Source organism: Pseudomonas sp. TH34, from assembly GCF_016650865.1.
Classification (GTDB): domain Bacteria; phylum Pseudomonadota; class Gammaproteobacteria; order Pseudomonadales; family Pseudomonadaceae; genus Aquipseudomonas; species Aquipseudomonas yamanorum.
On the sequence record NZ_JAEKFB010000005.1, the window covers coordinates 101,133 to 121,663 of the forward strand.

General features: G+C 60.3%; 17 protein-coding genes. All 17 read left to right on the forward strand.

Annotated features, from left to right (window positions below; all coding sequences use genetic code 11):
* The first annotated feature begins 94 nt into the window (after positions 1 to 94).
* Complete coding sequence (gene purB, locus JFU58_RS03575; protein WP_017479511.1) at positions 95 to 1,465, forward strand: adenylosuccinate lyase; 1,371 nt, start codon at positions 95 to 97, stop codon at positions 1,463 to 1,465.
* Positions 1,466 to 1,549: 84 nt separating this feature from the next.
* Positions 1,550 to 2,716, forward strand: coding sequence for a ribosomal protein uL16 3-hydroxylase (locus JFU58_RS03580; RefSeq protein WP_017479510.1), 1,167 nt, complete (start codon positions 1,550 to 1,552; stop codon positions 2,714 to 2,716).
* Entirely contained in the window at positions 2,709 to 3,131 is a 423-nt protein-coding gene (locus JFU58_RS03585) for a GNAT family N-acetyltransferase (protein WP_017479509.1), read from the forward strand. The genes JFU58_RS03580 and JFU58_RS03585 overlap by 8 nt, the downstream gene beginning before the upstream one ends.
* Positions 3,132 to 3,352: 221 nt before the next feature.
* Positions 3,353 to 4,090 (forward strand): secretin N-terminal domain-containing protein, encoded by a 738-nt coding sequence (locus JFU58_RS03590; RefSeq protein WP_201139859.1) that lies wholly within the window; start codon positions 3,353 to 3,355, stop codon positions 4,088 to 4,090.
* Between the two features lie 494 nt (positions 4,091 to 4,584).
* Positions 4,585 to 5,910, forward strand: a complete 1,326-nt coding sequence (gene aceA / locus JFU58_RS03595; RefSeq protein ID WP_003219577.1) for an isocitrate lyase — start codon at positions 4,585 to 4,587, stop codon at positions 5,908 to 5,910.
* A gap of 1,140 nt (positions 5,911 to 7,050) precedes the next feature.
* On the forward strand, positions 7,051 to 7,464 hold the full coding sequence (locus JFU58_RS03600; protein ID WP_003219575.1) for an NADH-quinone oxidoreductase subunit A: 414 nt from the start codon (positions 7,051 to 7,053) through the stop codon (positions 7,462 to 7,464).
* Between the two features lie 10 nt (positions 7,465 to 7,474).
* The gene (locus JFU58_RS03605; protein WP_003219572.1) at positions 7,475 to 8,149 is read left to right on the forward strand and encodes a NuoB/complex I 20 kDa subunit family protein; all 675 of its coding nucleotides are present in this window, start codon (positions 7,475 to 7,477) and stop codon (positions 8,147 to 8,149) included.
* A 72-nt stretch (positions 8,150 to 8,221) separates the two neighbouring features.
* Entirely contained in the window at positions 8,222 to 10,006 is a 1,785-nt protein-coding gene (gene nuoC, locus JFU58_RS03610; protein WP_003219570.1) for an NADH-quinone oxidoreductase subunit C/D, read from the forward strand.
* 2 nt (positions 10,007 to 10,008) lie between these two features.
* Positions 10,009 to 10,506 carry an NADH-quinone oxidoreductase subunit NuoE gene (gene nuoE, locus JFU58_RS03615; RefSeq protein WP_003219568.1) on the forward strand — a complete coding sequence of 166 codons (498 nt, stop codon included), beginning with the start codon at positions 10,009 to 10,011 and terminating at the stop codon, positions 10,504 to 10,506.
* A complete protein-coding gene (gene nuoF / locus JFU58_RS03620; protein ID WP_063031425.1) occupies positions 10,503 to 11,858 on the forward strand; it encodes an NADH-quinone oxidoreductase subunit NuoF in 1,356 nt (451 codons plus the stop codon). The genes nuoE and nuoF overlap by 4 nt, the downstream gene beginning before the upstream one ends.
* A gap of 135 nt (positions 11,859 to 11,993) precedes the next feature.
* A complete protein-coding gene (gene nuoG, locus JFU58_RS03625; protein ID WP_201139860.1) occupies positions 11,994 to 14,708 on the forward strand; it encodes an NADH-quinone oxidoreductase subunit NuoG in 2,715 nt (904 codons plus the stop codon).
* Positions 14,705 to 15,712, forward strand: coding sequence for an NADH-quinone oxidoreductase subunit NuoH (gene nuoH, locus JFU58_RS03630; RefSeq protein WP_003219563.1), 1,008 nt, complete (start codon positions 14,705 to 14,707; stop codon positions 15,710 to 15,712). Before nuoG ends, nuoH begins: the two co-directional genes overlap by 4 nt.
* 11 nt (positions 15,713 to 15,723) lie before the next feature.
* Positions 15,724 to 16,272, forward strand: coding sequence for an NADH-quinone oxidoreductase subunit NuoI (gene nuoI, locus JFU58_RS03635; RefSeq protein ID WP_003174725.1), 549 nt, complete (start codon positions 15,724 to 15,726; stop codon positions 16,270 to 16,272).
* Positions 16,273 to 16,281: 9 nt separating this feature from the next.
* Positions 16,282 to 16,785 (forward strand): NADH-quinone oxidoreductase subunit J, encoded by a 504-nt coding sequence (nuoJ, locus tag JFU58_RS03640; RefSeq protein ID WP_017476146.1) that lies wholly within the window; start codon positions 16,282 to 16,284, stop codon positions 16,783 to 16,785.
* Positions 16,786 to 16,787: 2 nt separating this feature from the next.
* On the forward strand, positions 16,788 to 17,096 hold the full coding sequence (gene nuoK, locus JFU58_RS03645) for an NADH-quinone oxidoreductase subunit NuoK (RefSeq protein ID WP_003219560.1): 309 nt from the start codon (positions 16,788 to 16,790) through the stop codon (positions 17,094 to 17,096).
* On the forward strand, positions 17,093 to 18,946 hold the full coding sequence (nuoL, locus tag JFU58_RS03650) for an NADH-quinone oxidoreductase subunit L (protein ID WP_177027527.1): 1,854 nt from the start codon (positions 17,093 to 17,095) through the stop codon (positions 18,944 to 18,946). Before nuoK ends, nuoL begins: the two co-directional genes overlap by 4 nt.
* Before the next feature lie 49 nt (positions 18,947 to 18,995).
* The gene (nuoM, locus tag JFU58_RS03655; protein WP_017476147.1) at positions 18,996 to 20,528 is read left to right on the forward strand and encodes an NADH-quinone oxidoreductase subunit M; all 1,533 of its coding nucleotides are present in this window, start codon (positions 18,996 to 18,998) and stop codon (positions 20,526 to 20,528) included.
* Positions 20,529 to 20,531 lie beyond the last annotated feature (3 nt).

Below are 20,531 nucleotides of genomic sequence, written 5' to 3' on the forward strand. Positions count from 1 at the left end.
CGCGTAATACGCCGGTCAGTTGGCAACGGACCGGCGGATTTTTTCATGTATGATACGCGCCCCATTTCGTTGCCCGACTGTCCGAGAACACCCCATGCAGCTTTCTTCGCTCACTGCGGTTTCCCCTGTTGACGGCCGCTACGCCGGCAAAACCCAGGCCCTGCGCCCTATTTTCAGCGAATACGGCTTGATCCGTGCTCGTGTTCTGGTTGAAGTGCGCTGGCTCCAGCGCCTGGCCGCTCACCCTGGCATCAGCGAAGTGCCGGCGTTCTCCGCCGAAGCCAACGCGGTGCTGAACGCCCTGGCGGAAAACTTCGCTCTGGAGCACGCCGAGCGTGTCAAAGAGATCGAGCGCACCACCAACCACGACGTTAAAGCCATCGAGTACCTGCTCAAAGAGCAAGCGGCCAAGCTGCCGGAACTGGCCAAGGTCAGCGAGTTCATCCACTTTGCCTGCACCAGCGAGGACATCAACAACCTGTCCCACGCTCTGATGCTGCGCGAAGGCCGTGATGACGTCATGCTGCCACTGATGCGCCAGACTGCCGACGCTATCCGCGAGCTGGCCATCCGTTTTGCCGACGTACCGATGCTGTCGCGCACCCACGGCCAGCCGGCTTCGCCGACCACTTTGGGCAAAGAACTGGCCAACGTGGTGTATCGCCTAGAGCGCCAGATCGCTCAAGTGGCCGCCGTGCCACTGCTGGGCAAGATCAACGGCGCCGTAGGCAACTACAACGCCCACCTGTCGGCCTACCCTGAGATCGACTGGGAAGAAAACGCCCGCGCCTTCATCGAAGACGAGCTCGGCCTGGGTTTCAACCCGTACACCACGCAAATCGAACCCCACGACTACATCGCCGAGCTGTTCGACGCGATTGCGCGCTTCAACACCATCCTGATCGACTTCGATCGCGATATCTGGGGTTACATCTCCCTGGGCTACTTCAAGCAGCGCACCATTGCCGGTGAAATCGGTTCGTCGACCATGCCGCACAAGGTCAACCCGATCGACTTCGAAAACTCCGAAGGCAACCTTGGGATCGCTAACGCCCTGTTCCAGCACCTGGCCAGCAAGTTGCCGATCTCCCGCTGGCAGCGCGACCTGACCGACTCCACCGTACTGCGCAACCTCGGTGTGGGCTTTGCCCACAGCGTGATCGCGTACGAAGCCAGCCTCAAAGGCATCAGCAAACTGGAGCTCAACGCGCAGAAGATCGCCGCTGACCTGGACGCTTGCTGGGAAGTCCTGGCCGAGCCGATCCAGACCGTGATGCGCCGCTACAACATCGAAAACCCGTACGAGAAGCTCAAAGAGCTGACCCGCGGCAAGGGCATCACCTCTGAAGCGCTGCAAACTTTCATCGACGGCCTGGACATGCCAGCCGCCGCCAAGGCTGAGCTGAAACTGCTCACCCCGGCTAACTACATCGGCAACGCTGTGGCCCAAGCCAAACGCATCTGATAGAAGCTTGACCCTTTGAGACGCCCGGCAGCGCCGGGCGTTTTTATTCCCGTCTGAAAAGTGCTTTTTTTCAATAGGTTACACATGAATCCTGATATTCCTCTTCAACTTCTGGGCGGCATCACGGCACGGGAATTCCTGCGCGACTACTGGCAGAAAAAACCGCTGCTGATCCGCCAGGCCATTCCTGACTTCGAAAGCCCGATCGACGCCGACGAACTGGCCGGCCTGGCGCTGGAAGAAGAAGTCGAGTCGCGCCTGATCATCGAACACGGGGAGCGCCCGTGGGAGTTGCGTCGCGGCCCGTTTGCCGAAGATGCCTTCAGCACCCTGCCCGAGCGTGAGTGGACCCTGCTGGTGCAGGCCGTCGACCAGTTCGTGCCGGAAGTGGCTGAACTGCTGGAAAACTTCCGTTTCCTGCCGAGCTGGCGCATCGATGACGTGATGATCAGCTACGCCGCCCCGGGTGGCAGCGTGGGCCCGCACTTCGACAACTACGACGTGTTCCTGCTGCAAGGTTCCGGCAAGCGCAACTGGAAGATCGGCCAGATGTGCAACTCCGAAAGCTCGCTGCTGCAGCACGCCGACCTGCGCATCCTCGCCGAATTCGAAGAAACCGCAGAATGGGTACTGGAACCGGGCGACATGCTTTACCTGCCGCCACGTCTGGCCCACTGCGGCGTTGCCGTGGATGATTGCATGACCTACTCCGTAGGCTTCCGCGCCCCGAGCGCGGCTGAAGTGCTGACCCACTTCACCGACTTCCTCAGCCAGTACCTGACTGACGAAGAGCGCTACACCGACGCCGACGCCCAGCCGGTCAGCGATCCGCACCAGATCCAGGCCGACGCGCTTGATCGCCTGAAGAGCCTGCTGGCCGAGCACATGAGCGACGAGCGCATGCTGCTGACCTGGTTCGGCCAGTTCATGACGGAGCCGCGCTACCCGGAACTGGTCGCCGGCCCGGAAGTGGAAGAAGAAGACCTGCTGGGCAGCCTGCAAGACGGCGCCGTGCTGATCCGCAACCCAAGCGCACGCCTGGCCTGGTCCGAAGTGGACGACGACCTGCTGCTGTTCGCCAGCGGCCAGAGCCGCCTGTTGCCGGGCAAGCTGCGGGAACTGCTGAAGCTGGTGTGCGCTGCCGACGCACTGCACATCGACAACCTCGGCCCATGGCTGGCGGATGAAGATGGCTGCGCCCTGCTGTGGGAACTGGTCAAGCAAGGAAGCCTGGGGTTTGCCGATGAATAAGATTCACGTAAGTGTCGCGGACTGGCAAAAGGATATCGCCGAGATACGGCGCATTCGTGAAGCGGTATTTATCGCTGAACAATCGGTTCCACCGGAGCTGGAATGGGATGCTGACGATGCCGGTGCCGTGCACTTCCTGGCATTCGAAGGCGACTTCCCCATCGGCACCGCCCGCCTGCTGCCTACCGGCGAGATCGGGCGCGTGTCGGTCCTCAAGGACTGGCGCGGCCTGAAGGTCGGCGACAAGCTGATGGAAGCCGTGATCGGCGAGGCCGAGAAACGCGGCCAGACCCGGCAGATCCTCAGTGCACAGGTCCACGCAGCGCCATTTTATGAGCGCCTGGGCTTCAAGATTGTCAGCGATGAATTCCTGGAAGTCGGGATTCCTCACGTTGATATGGTGCGCGAGGGCTGATCCGAGACCGAGTCGCACCCTTCGCGAGCAAGCCCGCTCCCACACTTGGAATGCGTTCTGCTGTGGGAGCTGGCTTGCCTGCGATAGCGGTATCAGCAACACCTCAAAAGGCCCTGCCATCCACCGATGGCAGGGCCTTTTGCCGTCCAGGATTCAACTTGCACCCCACCAGGCCGACAAACTGGCACTATCAAGCCTAATGACTCGCAGAGATAACGGACATGTCCCTACGCACCCTGCTCACTACTTTGCTCCTGGCCACCAGCTTCTCGGTGATGGCCGCCACCGAAGTCGTGCCCCTGAGCAACCGCACCAGCGCCGACCTGCTGCCCGTCGCGCAGAACTTTATCGGCAAGGACGGCACCGTCAGCGCCTACGGCAACCAACTGATCGTGAATGCAGAACCCGACAAGATCCAGGGCCTGCGCGCCTTGCTTGCGCAACTGGATACACCTTCCAAGCGCCTGCTGATCACCGTCGACACCAACGAGAACAACCAGCAAAGCAACGGCAACAATCAAACTCAGGTCATCACCTACAGCACCGAGAGCCGTGACGGCGGGATCCAGCAGATCCAGGCCAGCGAAGGCGTGCCCGCGTTGATCCAGGTCGGCCAGAGCGTGCCGCTCACCACCACCCAGCCTGATGCCTACGGCCGCCCGCAGAACCAGACGCAGTATCGCAACGTGACCCAGGGCTTCTACGTCACCGCCAGCGTCACCGGAGAGACCGTTCACCTGAGCATCAGTACCAATCGTGACCGCATGAGCCAAGAACGTCCCGATGTAGTGAACGTTCAAAGTACCGACACAACCGTCAGCGGACGCTTGGGCGAGTGGATCACTCTGGCTGGGATCAATCGCCAGACCCAGGCCGACAAAAGCACTACAACCCGCAGCTACTCTACTCAAGGGCGCGATGATCTGACATTGCGGGTCAAAGTCGAGACCCTGAACTGAAGCACCAAAAACTGACTGGTGAGTCGTATTAGACTAAAGATGTAGTGCTTTAAAAAAAGCACTACAAAACATTTGACGATCCAAAAAAGCATGGGCATGATGGCCTCGCTCCCGCTAATCAGGGGCCCTGGCAAGGGCCTTCGGATCGTCGCTCTAAGCTACCCACCTGAGCCGATTCGTGTCTGTACCACCCACAAGGTGTGTTTGACGAGGTTGCGACTGGAACGAAGTTGTCCCGAGGGACGGAAGCTAACCAGGTAACCCGGCAACACACTGATGGATCGTACAAAGGCCCACGACGCCCGAAGACTGTTCGCAGTTCGCCCTTACCTGCTCAACTCCCCCTCTCGCCACTCGTTCATCCCGTCGCCTTCCCCGCCAAGCCTGACTTGACCGCCTAAGCTTCTGGTCAGCGAGCAGCCATAACCACGCAGTGATTACGTGGCTGGCAAATGGAATTTTCCACCTAGACCTATGCGACGAGGTTTTCCCCCATGGCACTGACACGCGAACAGCAAATTGCAGCCCTTGAAAAAGACTGGGCTGAAAACCCACGCTGGAAAGGCGTGACCCGCGCTTATTCCGCTGCTGACGTCGTCCGCCTGCGTGGCTCGGTTCAACCTGAGCACACCTTTGCAAAACTCGGCGCCGAGAAGCTGTGGAAGCTGGTCACCCAGGGTGCCAAGCCGTCCTTCCGTCCCGAAAAAGATTTCGTCAACTGCATGGGTGCCCTAACTGGCGGCCAAGCGGTTCAACAGGTAAAAGCCGGTATCCAGGCGATCTACCTGTCCGGCTGGCAAGTGGCAGCGGACAACAACTCCGCTGAATCCATGTACCCCGACCAATCGCTGTACCCGGTGGACTCCGTGCCAACCGTGGTCAAGCGCATCAACAACTCGTTCCGCCGCGCCGACCAAATCCAGTGGAAAGCCGGTAAAGGCCCGGGCGACGAAGGCTACATCGACTACTTCGCGCCGATCGTTGCAGACGCTGAAGCCGGTTTCGGCGGCGTACTGAACGCTTACGAGCTGATGAAGAGCATGATCGAGGCGGGTGCTGCCGGCGTTCACTTCGAAGACCAGCTTGCATCAGTGAAGAAATGCGGCCACATGGGCGGCAAGGTACTGGTTCCAACCCAGGAAGCTGTTCAAAAGCTGACGGCTGCTCGTCTGGCTGCTGACGTTGCTGGCACTCCGACCATTATCCTGGCCCGTACCGATGCCAACGCGGCAGACTTGCTGACCTCGGATTGCGACCCGTACGACCAGCCGTTCGTGACTGGCGAGCGTACCCAGGAAGGCTTCTATAAAGTGCGCGCCGGTCTCGACCAGGCGATCGCTCGCGGCCTGGCCTACGCGCCGTACGCCGACCTGATCTGGTGCGAAACTGCCAAGCCGGACCTGGACGAAGCTCGTCGCTTTGCAGAAGCCATCAAGAAGGAATACCCGGACCAACTGCTGTCCTACAACTGCTCGCCTTCTTTCAACTGGAAGAAGAACCTGGACGACGCGACCATCGCCAAGTTCCAGCGCGAACTGTCTGCCATGGGCTACAAGCACCAATTCATCACCCTGGCCGGCATTCACAACATGTGGCACAGCATGTTCAACCTGGCGCATGACTACGCCCGCAATGACATGACTGCCTACGTGAAGCTGCAGGAGCAGGAGTTCGCTGATGCTGCCAAGGGTTACACCTTTGTGGCGCACCAGCAGGAAGTGGGCACTGGCTATTTCGACGACATGACCACCGTGATCCAGGGCGGCACCTCGTCCGTGACTGCGCTGACTGGTTCGACTGAAGAAGAGCAGTTCCACTAAATACTGAGTACACGGCCACTGCGGCCCCAAGGAAGACCTAACCGCAGTGCCGCATAATCTGACGCTCCGACTGGTTCGGGGCGTTTTTTTGCGGCTCTGAAATGGGTGTATATCCGTTATTTGGGTGATGACCTCTATTGGTTCCGCTCTTACAGCGGCTCACTTTTGAACAGCGCAAAAGTAAGCAAAACGCTCTTGCCCCACCACTCGGCACCTCGCCTAGGCTCGGAGTGCCCTCACTCCGGCTTTGGACCGTGGGCCGCCGCGATGGGCCATCCATGGCCCAGCGCGGCTAACCCGGCGTCCTGCCGGGTTACCCACGCTCCAAAGCCTGCGTTCGGCCAGCGTGGTTTAACGGGGCGCCTAAGAACAAGATCAACAGCAAGAGCACAGCGGCCTACCGGCCGGCTTGAGTGTTTAGAAGCAAAATCAAAAGCTAAAGCGGGCACGGTCAAATGTGGGAGCTGGCTTGCCTGCGATAGCATCAACTGGGTGTACCTGATCCACCGAGGTGTCTGCATCGCAGGCAAGCCAGCTCCCACAGAAAAGCAGAGCCACCCCGCCCGTAGCAGCTGTCGAGCCTAGGCGAGGCACCGAGTGGTGGGCAAAGACCTTTTGGTTAATTTTGGCAGGGCCGGCATTCCGGGCGTTTGCCAAAAGTGACCCGCTCCGTTACCGCAGCAACGGATATGTATACAGCCCCCTACGCCCCCCTTCACCACCAAATTTCGACCAAAACATTGATCCAGAGCGGTATCCCCACCCGCAAAGTCAGTTAAAAGATCCGCTTTACCAACTAACACCACCCGCACAAGTAACAGCAACTTCCTCCGCTAAACCCCGAACAGCTGTTTAAAATCCACGCAAACAATATTCATTATCATTTAGAGCATGAAAACTTCTTTACAGCTTAAACAAAACATAATTGGTGAAATGCCCGCTAATGCCCGCCCCACAAGGGCTACAGCCCCAAGAAGGTGCACTATGTCCTTATTCCATCGAATAATTTCGCTATAGGAATTTTACTTGCCCGGTGTTTAGCCATAAAATCACCGCGATTGATTGCGCTGCGACATATCGTCACTGCATCGTTACTTTTTCGAGCTCAGAGACCTTTGCTCTCTGTTAAGGATTTCCAGCATGACCGAAGCGACAGGACTCATGGCCCACAACTGGGGCTTTGCCATTTTCCTCCTCGGTGTTGTCGGCCTCTGCGCCTTCATGCTCGGTGTCTCCAGCCTCCTCGGGTCAAAAGCCTGGGGCCGCAGCAAAAATGAACCGTTCGAGTCCGGCATGCTGCCTACAGGTGGCGCCCGCTTGCGGCTCTCAGCCAAATTCTATCTGGTCGCGATGCTCTTCGTGATCTTCGATATCGAAGCCCTTTTTCTCTTTGCCTGGTCTGTGTCCGTCCGCGAAAGCGGCTGGACCGGATTCGTCGAAGCCCTCGTTTTCATAGCAATTCTGTTGGCAGGCCTTGTCTACCTATTCCGAGTGGGCGCCCTTGACTGGGCTCCGGAAGCTCGTCGTAAGCGGCAAGCGAAGCTGAAACAATGAGGCTTTGGCGATGCAATACAATCTCACCAGGATCGACCCGGATGCTCCTAACGAGCAGTACCCCATCGGCGAACGGGAAACCGTTTCCGATCCGTTAGAAGACCAAGTCCACAAAAACATCTACATGGGCAAGCTGGAAGACGTGCTGAGTGGCGCGGTCAACTGGGGACGTAAGAACTCCCTGTGGCCGTACAACTTCGGTCTGTCCTGCTGCTACGTGGAAATGACCACCGCCTTCACGGCGCCCCACGACATCGCGCGCTTTGGCGCCGAAGTTATCCGGGCATCGCCGCGTCAGGCGGATTTCATGGTTATCGCCGGTACCTGCTTTATCAAGATGGCGCCGATCATTCAGCGTCTCTACGAGCAAATGCTCGAGCCAAAGTGGGTTATCTCCATGGGTTCGTGCGCCAACTCCGGTGGCATGTACGACATCTACTCCGTAGTTCAGGGGGTGGACAAGTTCCTGCCCGTGGACGTCTACGTGCCTGGCTGCCCGCCCCGCCCTGAAGCATTTCTGCAAGGCTTGATGCTGTTGCAGGAATCGATTGGCAAGGAGCGTCGCCCACTTTCCTGGGTTGTCGGAGATCAAGGCGTATACCGCGCCGAGATGCCGTCACAAAAGGAACAGCGCCGCGAACAGCGTATTCAGGTAACCAACCTGCGCAGCCCCGACGAAGTCTGATCCAGAACCGCTTCTTTTATAGAACGAAAACCTGGCTTCATTCTTTACGTTGACCGAAAGCGATAAAAAACCATGACTACAGGCAGTGCTCTGTACATCCCGCCTTATAAGGCAGACGACCAGGATGTGGTCGTCGAACTCAATAACCGTTTTGGCCCTGACGCCTTCACCGCCCAGGCCACACGCACCGGTATGCCGGTGCTGTGGGTGGCGCGTGCCAGGCTCGTCGAAGTCCTGAGCTTCCTGCGCAACCTGCCCAAGCCGTACGTCATGCTCTATGACCTGCATGGCGTGGACGAGCGCCTGCGCACCAAGCGCCAGGGACTGCCGAGCGGCGCCGATTTCACCGTGTTCTACCACCTGATGTCGCTGGAACGTAACAGCGACGTGATGATCAAGGTGGCCCTCTCCGAGAGCGACCTGAGCGTCCCGACCGTGACCGGTATCTGGCCCAACGCCAACTGGTACGAGCGTGAAGTGTGGGACATGTTCGGCATCGACTTCCCGGGCCACCCGCACCTGTCGCGCATCATGATGCCGCCGACCTGGGAAGGTCACCCGCTGCGCAAGGACTTCCCTGCCCGCGCCACCGAATTCGATCCCTTCAGCCTGACCCTCGCCAAGCAGCAGCTTGAAGAAGAGGCTGCACGCTTCCGTCCGGAAGACTGGGGCATGAAGCGCTCCGGCACCAACGAAGACTACATGTTCCTCAACCTGGGCCCGAACCACCCTTCGGCTCACGGTGCCTTCCGCATCATCCTGCAACTGGACGGCGAAGAAATCGTCGACTGCGTGCCGGACATCGGCTACCACCACCGTGGCGCCGAGAAGATGGCCGAGCGTCAGTCGTGGCACAGCTTCATCCCGTACACCGACCGTATCGACTACCTCGGCGGCGTGATGAACAACCTGCCGTACGTGCTCTCGGTCGAGAAGCTGGCCGGCATCAAGGTGCCGGACAAGGTCGACACCATCCGCATCATGATGGCCGAGTTCTTCCGGATCACCAGCCACCTGCTGTTCCTGGGTACCTATATCCAGGACGTCGGCGCCATGACCCCGGTGTTCTTCACCTTCACCGACCGTCAGCGCGCCTACAAGGTCATCGAAGCCATCACCGGCTTCCGCCTGCACCCGGCCTGGTACCGCATCGGCGGTGTTGCCCACGACCTGCCGCGTGGCTGGGAGCGCCTGGTCAAGGAATTCATCGACTGGATGCCCAAGCGTCTGGACGAGTACCAGAAAGCCGCCCTGGACAACAGCATCCTCAAGGGCCGGACCATCGGCGTCGCCCAGTACAACACCAAAGAGGCCCTGGAATGGGGCGTCACCGGTGCTGGCCTGCGTTCCACCGGTTGCGATTTCGACCTGCGTAAAGCGCGCCCGTACTCCGGCTACCAGAACTTCGAATTCGAAGTCCCGCTGGCGGCCAACGGCGATGCCTACGACCGCTGCATCGTGCGCGTCGAAGAAATGCGCCAGAGCCTGAAGATCATCGAACAGTGCATGCGCAACATGCCGGAAGGCCCGTACAAGGCGGATCACCCGCTGACCACGCCGCCGCCGAAAGAGCGCACGCTGCAACACATCGAAACCCTGATCACGCACTTCCTGCAAGTTTCGTGGGGCCCGGTGATGCCGGCCAACGAGTCCTTCCAGATGATCGAAGCGACCAAGGGTATCAACAGTTATTACCTGACGAGCGATGGCGGCACCATGAGCTACCGCACCCGGATTCGTACGCCAAGCTTCCCGCACCTGCAGCAGATCCCTTCGGTGATCAAAGGTGAAATGGTCGCGGACTTGATTGCGTACCTGGGTAGTATCGATTTCGTTATGGCCGACGTGGACCGCTAAGCATGAATAGCACGCTTATCCAGACAGACCGTTTCACCTTGAGTGAAACCGAGCGCTCGGCCATCGAGCACGAGCTGCATCACTACGAAGACCCGCGCGCGGCGTCGATCGAAGCCTTGAAGATCGTCCAGAAGGAACGTGGCTGGGTGCCCGACGGCGCCCTCTACGCCATCGGCGAGATCCTCGGCATCCCCGCCAGCGACGTTGAAGGCGTGGCGACGTTCTACAGCCAGATCTTCCGCCAGCCGGTTGGCCGCCACATCATTCGCGTGTGCGACAGCATGGTCTGCTACATCGGTGGCCACGAGTCTGTGGTCAGCGAGATCCAGAGCAAGCTGGGCATCGGCCTGGGCCAAACCACTCCGGATGGCCGCTTCACGCTGCTGCCGGTGTGCTGCCTGGGCAACTGTGACAAGGCGCCGGCGTTGATGATCGACGACGACACATTCGGTGACGTACAGCCTGCTGGCGTCACCCAATTGCTCGAGGGCTACCCATGACCCTGACTTCCTTCGGTCCTGCCAACCGCATCAAGCGCACGGCTGAGACTCACCCGCTGACCTGGCGCCTGCGTGACGACGGCGAAGCCGTTTGGCTCGACGAGTACCAGGCCAAGAACGGTTACGCGGCCGCGCGCAAAGCCTTTGCCGACATGGCCCAGGACGACATCGTCCAGACCGTGAAAGACGCAGGCCTCAAAGGCCGCGGCGGCGCAGGCTTCCCCACCGGGGTCAAGTGGGGCCTGATGCCGAAAGACGAATCCATCAACATCCGTTACCTGCTGTGCAACGCGGATGAAATGGAGCCGAACACCTGGAAAGACCGCATGCTGATGGAGCAACTGCCCCATCTGCTGATCGAAGGCATGCTGATCAGTGCTCGCGCGCTGAAAACCTACCGTGGCTACATCTTCCTGCGTGGCGAGTACACCACCGCCGCCAAGCACCTCACCCGTGCCGTGGAAGAAGCCAAGGCAGCCGGCCTGCTGGGTAAAAACATCCTCGGTTCGGGTTTCGATTTCGAACTGTTCGTGCACACCGGCGCCGGGCGTTACATCTGCGGTGAAGAAACCGCACTGATCAACTCCCTCGAAGGCCGCCGCGCCAACCCGCGTTCCAAGCCGCCCTTCCCTGCCGCCGTGGGCGTGTGGGGCAAGCCGACTTGCGTGAACAACGTTGAAACCCTGTGCAACGTGCCGGCAATCATCGGCGACGGCGTGGAGTGGTACAAGTCGTTGGCCCGCGAAGGCAGCGAAGACATGGGCACCAAGCTCATGGGCTTCTCCGGCAAGGTCAAGAACCCGGGCCTGTGGGAACTGCCTTTCGGCGTGACCGCACGGGAGCTGTTCGAGGACTACGCCGGCGGCATGCGCGACGGCTACACCCTCAAGGCCTGGCAGCCAGGCGGCGCCGGTACCGGCTTCCTGCTGCCTGAGCACCTCGACGCACAAATGTACGCCGGCGGCATCGGCAAGGTGGGCACCCGTATGGGTACTGGCCTGGCCATGGCCGTGGACAACACCGTGAACATGGTGTCGTTGCTGCGCAACATGGAGCAGTTCTTCTCCCGTGAATCCTGTGGCTTCTGCACCCCGTGCCGCGACGGTTTGCCATGGAGCGTCAAGCTGTTGATGGCCCTGGAAAACGGCGAAGGCCGCGAGGGTGATATCGAGACCCTGCTGGGTCTGGTCGGTTTCCTCGGCCCAGGCAAGACCTTCTGTGCTCACGCACCGGGCGCCGTGGAGCCATTGGGCAGCGCGATCAAATACTTCCGCTCGGAGTTCGAAGCCGGCATCGCGCCTACCAGCGCCGCCGTCCCGCCTCTGGCAAGGCCGATTGTTGTCGGCGCGTAACGCTTAAAAAGGCGAAGGGTCCGTGCCCTTCGCCTTCTCATGTGCTGACGCCTTCAAGGCTGTGTTGATGCACATGAATAACAAGATTCCATTAGCCACGCCCGCTGACACCGGGCCAACGAAGAACTTTGAACCATGGCCACTATCCACGTAGACGGCAAAGAGCTCGAAGTCGATGGGGCAGACAACCTGTTACAGGCGTGTCTGTCGCTAGGCCTCGACATTCCATATTTCTGCTGGCACCCCGCCCTTGGCAGCGTTGGCGCTTGCCGCCAGTGCGCGGTCAAGCAGTACACCGACGAGAACGACACCCGTGGTCGTATCGTGATGTCCTGCATGACCCCTGCCACCGACGGCAGCTGGATCTCCATCGAAGACGAAGAAGCGAAAGTGTTTCGCGCCAGCGTCGTCGAATGGCTGATGACCAACCACCCGCACGACTGCCCTGTGTGTGAGGAAGGCGGCCACTGCCACCTGCAAGACATGACCGTGATGACCGGCCACAACGAGCGCCGGTATCGCTTCACCAAGCGTACCCACCAGAACCAGCAACTGGGCCCGTTCATTTCCCACGAGATGAACCGCTGCATCGCTTGCTACCGCTGCGTGCGCTTCTATAAGGACTACGCCGGCGGTACCGACCTCGGTGTGTTCGGCGCCCACGACAACGTGTACTTCGGTCGCGTTGAAGACGGCACCCTGGAAAGCGAGTTCTCCGGCAACCTCACCGAGGTCTGCCCGACCGGTGTGTTCACCGACAAGACTCACTCCGAGCGCTACAACCGTAAGTGGGACATGCAGTTCTCGCCGAGCATCTGCCATGGCTGCTCCAGCGGTTGCAACATCTCCCCGGGTGAGCGCTACGGCGAACTGCGTCGGATCGAAAACCGCTTCAACGGTTCGGTCAACCAGTACTTCCTGTGCGACCGTGGCCGTTTCGGCTATGGCTACGTCAACCGCGAAGACCGCCCACGTCAGCCACTGCTGGCCGGTGGCGCCAAGCTGAGCCTCGACGAAGCACTGGATAAAGCCGCTGACCTGCTGCGCGGTCGCAACATCGTCGGTATCGGTTCGCCCCGCGCCAGCCTCGAAAGCAACTACGCGTTGCGCGAGCTGGTAGGTGCCGAGCACTTCTACTCCGGTATCGAAGCCGGTGAGCTGGAGCGTATCCGCCTGGTACTGCAAGTCCTGAACGACAGCCCGCTGCCGGTTCCGAACATGCGCGACATCGAAGACCACGATGCGATCTTCGTCCTCGGTGAAGACCTGACCCAAACCGCTGCACGCGTGGCCCTGTCCCTGCGCCAGTCGGTAAAAGGCAAGGCCGAAGACATGGCCGACGCCATGCGCGTCCAGCCTTGGCTCGACGCTGCGGTGAAAAACATCGGCCAGCACGCGCTGAACCCGCTGTTTATCGCCAGCCTGGCTGAGACCAAGCTCGACGACATCGCTGAAGAATGCGTACACGCCGCGCCTGACGACCTGGCCCGCATCGGTTTCGCCGTGGCCCACGCCCTCGACGCCAGCGCGCCGGCCGTTGAAGGCCTGGACGCTGAAGCCGTTGAACTGGCCAAGCGTATTGCTGACGCCCTGCTGGCCGCCAAGCGTCCATTGATCATTGCCGGTACCTCGCTGGGTTCCAAGGCGCTGATCGAAGCCGCTGCCAACATTGCCAAAGCCTTGAAGCTGCGCGAGAAGAACGGTTCCATCAGCCTGATCGTGCCAGAGGCTAACAGCCTTGGCCTGGCCATGCTCGGTGGCGAGTCCCTGGACGCCGCCCTGCAAGCCGTGACCGACGGCAGCGCCGATGCGATCGTGGTACTGGAAAACGACCTGTACACCCGTACTGATTCGGCCAAGATCGACGCAGCGCTGAACGCGGCCAAAGTGGTGATCGTTGCCGACCACCAGAAAACCGCCACCAGCGACCGCGCCCACCTGGTACTGCCCGCCGCCAGCTTTGCTGAAGGCGACGGTACCCTGGTCAGCCAGGAAGGCCGCGCCCAGCGCTTCTTCCAGGTGTTCGATCCGAAGTACATGGACGCCAGCATCCTGGTTCACGAAGGCTGGCGCTGGCTGCATGCCCTGCGCGCTACCCTGCTGAACCAGCCGATCGACTGGACCCAGCTCGACCACGTGACTGCTGCCGCAGCCGCAGCAGCACCGCAACTGGCACGCATCGTCGACGCGGCACCGTCTGCCTCGTTCCGCATCAAGGGCATGAAGCTGGCCCGTGAACCGCTGCGTTACTCCGGCCGTACCGCCATGCGTGCTGACATCAGCGTGCATGAGCCACGTACGCCACAAGACAACGACACCGCGTTCGCCTTCTCCATGGAAGGTTACTCGGGTTCGGTCGAGCCACGTCAGCAGGTGCCTTTTGCCTGGTCGCCGGGCTGGAACTCGCCGCAAGCCTGGAACAAGTTCCAGGACGAAGTCGGTGGTCACATCCGTGCTGGCGACCCGGGCACCCGCCTGATCGAAAGCACCGGTGACTCGCTGAACTGGTTCGCCAGCGTTCCGCGTCCGTTCAATCCGGCCCAGGGCACCTGGCAGGTTGTGCCGTTCTTCCACCTGTTCGGCAGCGAAGAAACCTCTTCCAAAGCCGCGCCGGTACAAGAGCGCATCCCACAAGCCTACGTGTCTGTTGCCAAGTCCGAAGCCGACCGCCTGGGCGTCAACGACGGTGCCATGCTCAGCTTGAACGTCGCCGGCAAGACCCTGCGTCTGCCACTGCGCATCAACGAAGAGTTGGGTGCTGGCCTGGTTGCATTGCCAAAAGGCCTCGCGGGGATTCCTCCGGCGATCTTCGGCCTCACCGTTGACGGTCTGCAGGAGGCAGCTCAATGACCTGGTTCACCCCTGAAGTGATCGACGTGATCATCGCGGTGGTCAAGGCCATCGTGATCCTGTTGGCCGTGGTCGTGGCGGGCGCCTTGCTCAGCTTCGTCGAACGTCGCCTGCTGGGCTGGTGGCAGGACCGTTACGGTCCGAACCGCGTTGGCCCGTTTGGTATGTTCCAGATCGCCGCCGACATGCTGAAAATGTTCTTCAAGGAAGACTGGACCCCGCCGTTTGCCGACAAGGTGATCTTCACCCTGGCACCGGTCGTGGCCATGAGCGCCTTGCTGATTGCCTTCGCAATCATCCCGATCACCCCGACCTGGGGCGTGGCGGACCTGAACATCGGCTTGCTGTTCTTCTTCGCCATGGCCGGCCTGTCGGTCTACGCGGTGCTGTTCGCCGGTTGGTCGAGCAACAACAAGTTCGCCCTCCTGGGCAGCTTGCGGGCCTCGGCCCAGACCGTCTCCTACGAAGTGTTCATGGGCCTCGCGCTGATGGGCATCGTGGTGCAGGTGGGCTCGTTCAACATGCGCGACATCGTCGAGTACCAGGCGCAGAACCTGTGGTTCATCATTCCGCAGTTCTTTGGCTTCTGTACCTTCTTCATCGCTGGCGTCGCCGTGACTCACCGTCACCCGTTCGACCAGCCGGAAGCGGAACAGGAACTGGCCGACGGTTACCACATTGAATACGCCGGCATGAAATGGGGCATGTTCTTCGTAGGTGAATACATCGGCATCATCTTGATCTCGGCCCTGCTGGTCACGCTGTTCTTCGGCGGCTGGCACGGTCCGTTCGGCATCCTGCCGCAGCTGGCGTTCTTCTGGTTCTTCCTGAAGACCGCGTTCTTCATCATGTTGTTCATCCTGCTGCGCGCTTCCATCCCGCGTCCACGGTATGACCAGGTGATGGATTTCAGCTGGCGATTCTGCCTGCCGCTGACCCTGATCAATTTGCTGGTGACTGCTGCCGTTGTGTTGTTGAACACGCCAGCGGGCGCGGTTCAGTGAGGATTTGACCCATGTTCAAATATATTGGCGACATCGTTAAGGGTACCGGTACCCAGCTGCGAAGCCTGGTGATGGTGTTCGGTCACGGCTTTCGCAAACGCGACACCCTGCAATACCCGGAAGAGGCGGTGTACCTGCCGCCGCGTTATCGCGGCCGCATTGTCCTGACCCGCGACCCCGACGGCGAAGAGCGCTGCGTGGCCTGCAACCTGTGCGCCGTGGCGTGCCCGGTAGGTTGCATCTCGCTGCAGAAAGCTGAAACCGAAGACGGTCGCTGGTACCCGGACTTCTTCCGCATCAACTTCTCGCGCTGCATTTTCTGCGGCCTCTGCGAGGAAGCTTGCCCGACCACCGCAATCCAGCTGACACCGGATTTCGAGATGGCCGAGTTCAAACGTCAGGACCTGGTGTACGAGAAAGAAGATCTGCTGATCTCTGGTCCCGGTAAAAACCCTGATTACAACTTCTATCGTGTTGCAGGTATGGCCGTTGCCGGTAAGCCGAAAGGCGCCGCACAAAACGAAGCCGAGCCGATCAACGTGAAGAGCTTGCTGCCTTAAGGAAGAAAGATGGAATTCGCTTTCTATTTCGCATCGGGTATTGCAGTGGTGTCCACGCTTCGCGTGATCACCAACACTAACCCCGTGCACGCCCTGCTCTACCTGATCATTTCGCTGATCGCCGTGGCCATGACCTTCTTCAGCCTCGGCGCACCGTTCGCCGGTGTGCTGGAAGTGATCGCCTACGCCGGCGCCATCATGGTGCTGTTCGTGTTTGTGGTGATGATGCTCAACCTGGGGCCGGCCTCGGTCGCCCAGGAACGCGTCTGGCTCAAGCCCGGCATCTGGCTCGGCCCGGTGATCCTGGCAGCCCTGCTGCTGGCTGAACTGCTGTATGTGCTGTTCGCTCACCAGAGCGGCCAGGCCATCGGCCACACCACCGTAGACGCGAAAGCCGTGGGCATCAGCCTGTTCGGCCCGTACCTGCTGGTGGTCGAACTGGCTTCGATGCTGCTGCTCGCTGCGGCCATCACCGCCTTCCACTTGGGCCGCAACGAAGCCAAGGAGCAATGACGATGCCTGCTATCCCTTTGGAGCATGGTCTGGCGGTCGCCGGCATCCTGTTCTGCCTTGGCCTGGTCGGCCTGATGGTCCGCCGCAACATTCTGTTCGTGTTGATGAGCCTGGAAATCATGATGAACGCCGCGGCACTCGCGTTCATCGTGGCCGGTAGCCGTTGGGGCCAGCCGGATGGACAAGTGATGTTCATCCTGGTGATCAGCCTGGCAGCCGCCGAGGCCAGTATTGGCCTGGCGATCCTGCTGCAACTGTATCGTCGCTTCCACACGCTTGATATCGACGCTGCCAGTGAGATGCGCGGATGAACATGATCTTTCTGACTTTCGTATTTCCCCTGATTGGTTTCCTGCTGCTGTCGTTCTCCCGTGGACGCTGGTCGGAAAACCTCTCGGCCCTGGTGGGCGTGGGTTCCATCGGCCTGTCGGCGATTGTCGCCGCCTACGTCATCTGGCAATTCAACGTTGCGCCGCCTGAAGGCGGTCACTACACCCTGGTGCTGTGGCAGTGGATGTCGGTGGAGGGCTTCAAGCCCAACTTCGCCCTCTACGTCGACGGCCTGTCGATCACCATGCTCGGCGTGGTGGTGGGTGTGGGCTTCCTGATCCACATGTTCGCGTCCTGGTACATGCGTGGTGAAGCCGGTTACTCGCGCTTCTTCGCCTACACCAACCTGTTTATCGCCAGCATGCTGTTCCTGGTGCTGGGCGATAACCTGTTGTTCCTGTACTTCGGCTGGGAAGGCGTGGGCCTGTGCTCGTACCTGTTGATCGGTTTCTACTACAGCAACCGCAACAACGGTAACGCCGCACTCAAAGCCTTTATCGTGACCCGGATCGGCGACGTGTTCATGGCCATCGGCCTGTTCATCCTGTTCCAACAGGTGGGCACGCTGAACATCCAGGAACTGCTGGTGCTGGCACCGCAGAAATTCCAGGTTGGCGACTTCTGGATCACCCTGGCAACCCTGATGCTGCTGGGCGGCGCTGTCGGTAAATCCGCGCAACTGCCGTTGCAAACCTGGTTGGCGGATGCGATGGCCGGTCCTACCCCGGTTTCGGCACTGATCCACGCCGCAACCATGGTGACCGCCGGTGTCTACCTGATTGCCCGTACCCACGGCCTGTTCACCCTGGCGCCAGAGATTCTGCATCTGGTGGGCCTGGTGGGTGGCGTGACCCTGGTACTGGCAGGTTTTGCTGCCCTGGTCCAGACCGACATCAAGCGCATCCTCGCCTACTCGACCATGAGCCAGATCGGCTACATGTTCCTGGCCCTGGGCGTTGGTGCCTGGGACGGCGCGATCTTCCACCTGATGACCCACGCCTTCTTCAAGGCCCTGCTGTTCCTTGCTTCCGGTGCGGTGATAGTTGCCTGCCACCACGAGCAGAACATCTTCAAGATGGGCGGCCTGTGGAAGAAACTGCCGTTGGCCTACGCCAGCTTCATCGTCGGCGGTGCGGCCTTGTCGGCCCTGCCACTGGTGACCGCAGGTTTCTACTCGAAAGACGAAATCCTCTGGGAAGCCTTTGCCAGCGGTAACCACGGCCTGCTGTATGCCGGCCTGGTGGGTGCGTTCATGACCTCGCTGTACACCTTCCGCCTGATCTTCATCACCTTCCACGGTGAAGCCAAGACTGAAGCCCATGCAGGCCACGGCATTTCCCACTGGTTGCCACTGTCGGTGCTGATCATCCTGTCGACCTTCGTCGGCGCCATGATCACCCCGCCTCTGGCCGGTGTTCTGCCGGAAAGTGCCGGTCATGCCGGTGGTGCAGCCAAGCACAGCCTGGAAATCGCCTCGGGTGCCATCGCCATCGCCGGTATCCTGTTGGCCGCCCTGCTGTTCCTCGGCAAGCGCCGCTTCGTCACCGCCATCGCCAACAGTGGCATTGGCCGCTTCCTTTCGGCCTGGTGGTTCGCTGCCTGGGGCTTCGACTGGATCTACGACAAACTGTTCGTCAAGCCTTACCTTGCGATCAGCCACGTTCTGCGCAAAGACCCGCTCGACCAGACCATCGGTTTGATCCCGCGCGCCGCCAAGGCCGGTCACACCGCCCTGAGCCGCAGCGAGACTGGCCAATTGCGCTGGTATGCAGCTTCCATGGCGGCCGGTGCCGTCCTGGTGATCGGCGCCATCATCGTGGTCGCGGTCTGACTATGCACATTGCGAACTTTGCGAACTTGCGAAAGGAAACGAGCCCGTCATGATTCTGCCCTGGCTAATCCTGATCCCTTTTATCGGCGGCCTGCTCTGCTGGATGGGTGAACGCTTCGGCGCCACCCTCCCCCGCTGGATTGCGTTGCTGACCATGTCCCTGGAACTTGCTCTCGGCCTCTGGCTGTGGGCCCATGGTGACTATTCATTTGCTCCGGCACCGGGTGTCGATCCAACCTTCGCGCTTGAATTCAAGCACGTGTGGATCCAGCGCTTCGGCATCAACGTGCACCTGGCCCTCGACGGCCTGTCACTGTTGATGATCCTGCTGACCGGCCTGCTGGGTATCCTTTCGGTACTCTGCTCCTGGAAAGAGATCCAGCGTCACGTGGGCTTCTTCCACCTGAACCTGATGTGGATCCTGGGCGGTGTTGTCGGCGTGTTCCTCGCCCTCGACCTGTTCATGTTCTTCTTCTTCTGGGAAATGATGCTGGTGCCGATGTACTTCCTCATCGCGCTCTGGGGTCACAGTTCTTCGGACGGCAAGAAAACCCGGATCTACGCGGCGACCAAGTTCTTCATCTTCACCCAGGCTTCCGGCCTGATCATGTTGGTGGCGATCCTGGGTCTGGTACTGGTCAACTTCAACAGCACGGGCGTGATCACGTTCAACTACGCCGACCTGTTGAAAACCAAGATGTCCCTGACCACCGAGTACATCCTGATGCTGGGCTTCTTCATCGCGTTCGCGGTGAAGCTGCCGGTGGTGCCGTTCCACTCCTGGTTGCCTGATGCTCACGCCCAGGCGCCGACCGCAGGTTCTGTGGACCTGGCCGGTATCCTGTTGAAGACGGCGGCCTACGGCCTGCTGCGTTTCGCCCTGCCGCTGTTCCCGAATGCCTCGGCCGAGTTTGCGCCGATCGCCATGACCCTCGGTCTGATCGGGATCTTCTACGGTGCGTTCCTGGCCTTCGCCCAAACCGACATCAAGCGTCTGATTGCCTTCTCGTCCGTTTCCCACATGGGTTTCGTACTGATCGGCATCTACTCCGGCAGCCAACTGGCGCTGCAAGGTGCGGTGATCCAGATGCTGGCGCACGGTGTGTCGGCAGCGGCACTGTTTATCCTCAGTGGTCAGCTGTACGAGCGCCTGCACACCCGGGACATGCGTGAGATGGGTGGCGTGTGGTCGCGTATCGCCTACCTGCCGGCCATCAGCCTGTTCTTCGCCGCAGCGTCCCTGGGCTTGCCGGGTACCGGTAACTTCATCGGCGAGTTCCTGATCCTGATGGGTGCCTTCGTGCATACACCGTGGATCAGCGCAATCGCTACCTCCGGCCTGGTGTTCGGTTCGGTCTACTCGCTGATCATGATCCACCGCGCGTACTTCGGTCCGGCCAAGTCCGACACCGTGCTGCACGGCATGGACGGTCGCGAACTGATCATGGTGCTCGGCCTTGCGGTACTGCTGGTGTTCATCGGCGTGTACCCGCAACCGTTCCTGGATACCTCTGCCGCAACGATGCATGGCGTGCAGCAATGGTTCAGCACCGCCTTCACTCAACTCGCTTCGGCCCGGTAAGAG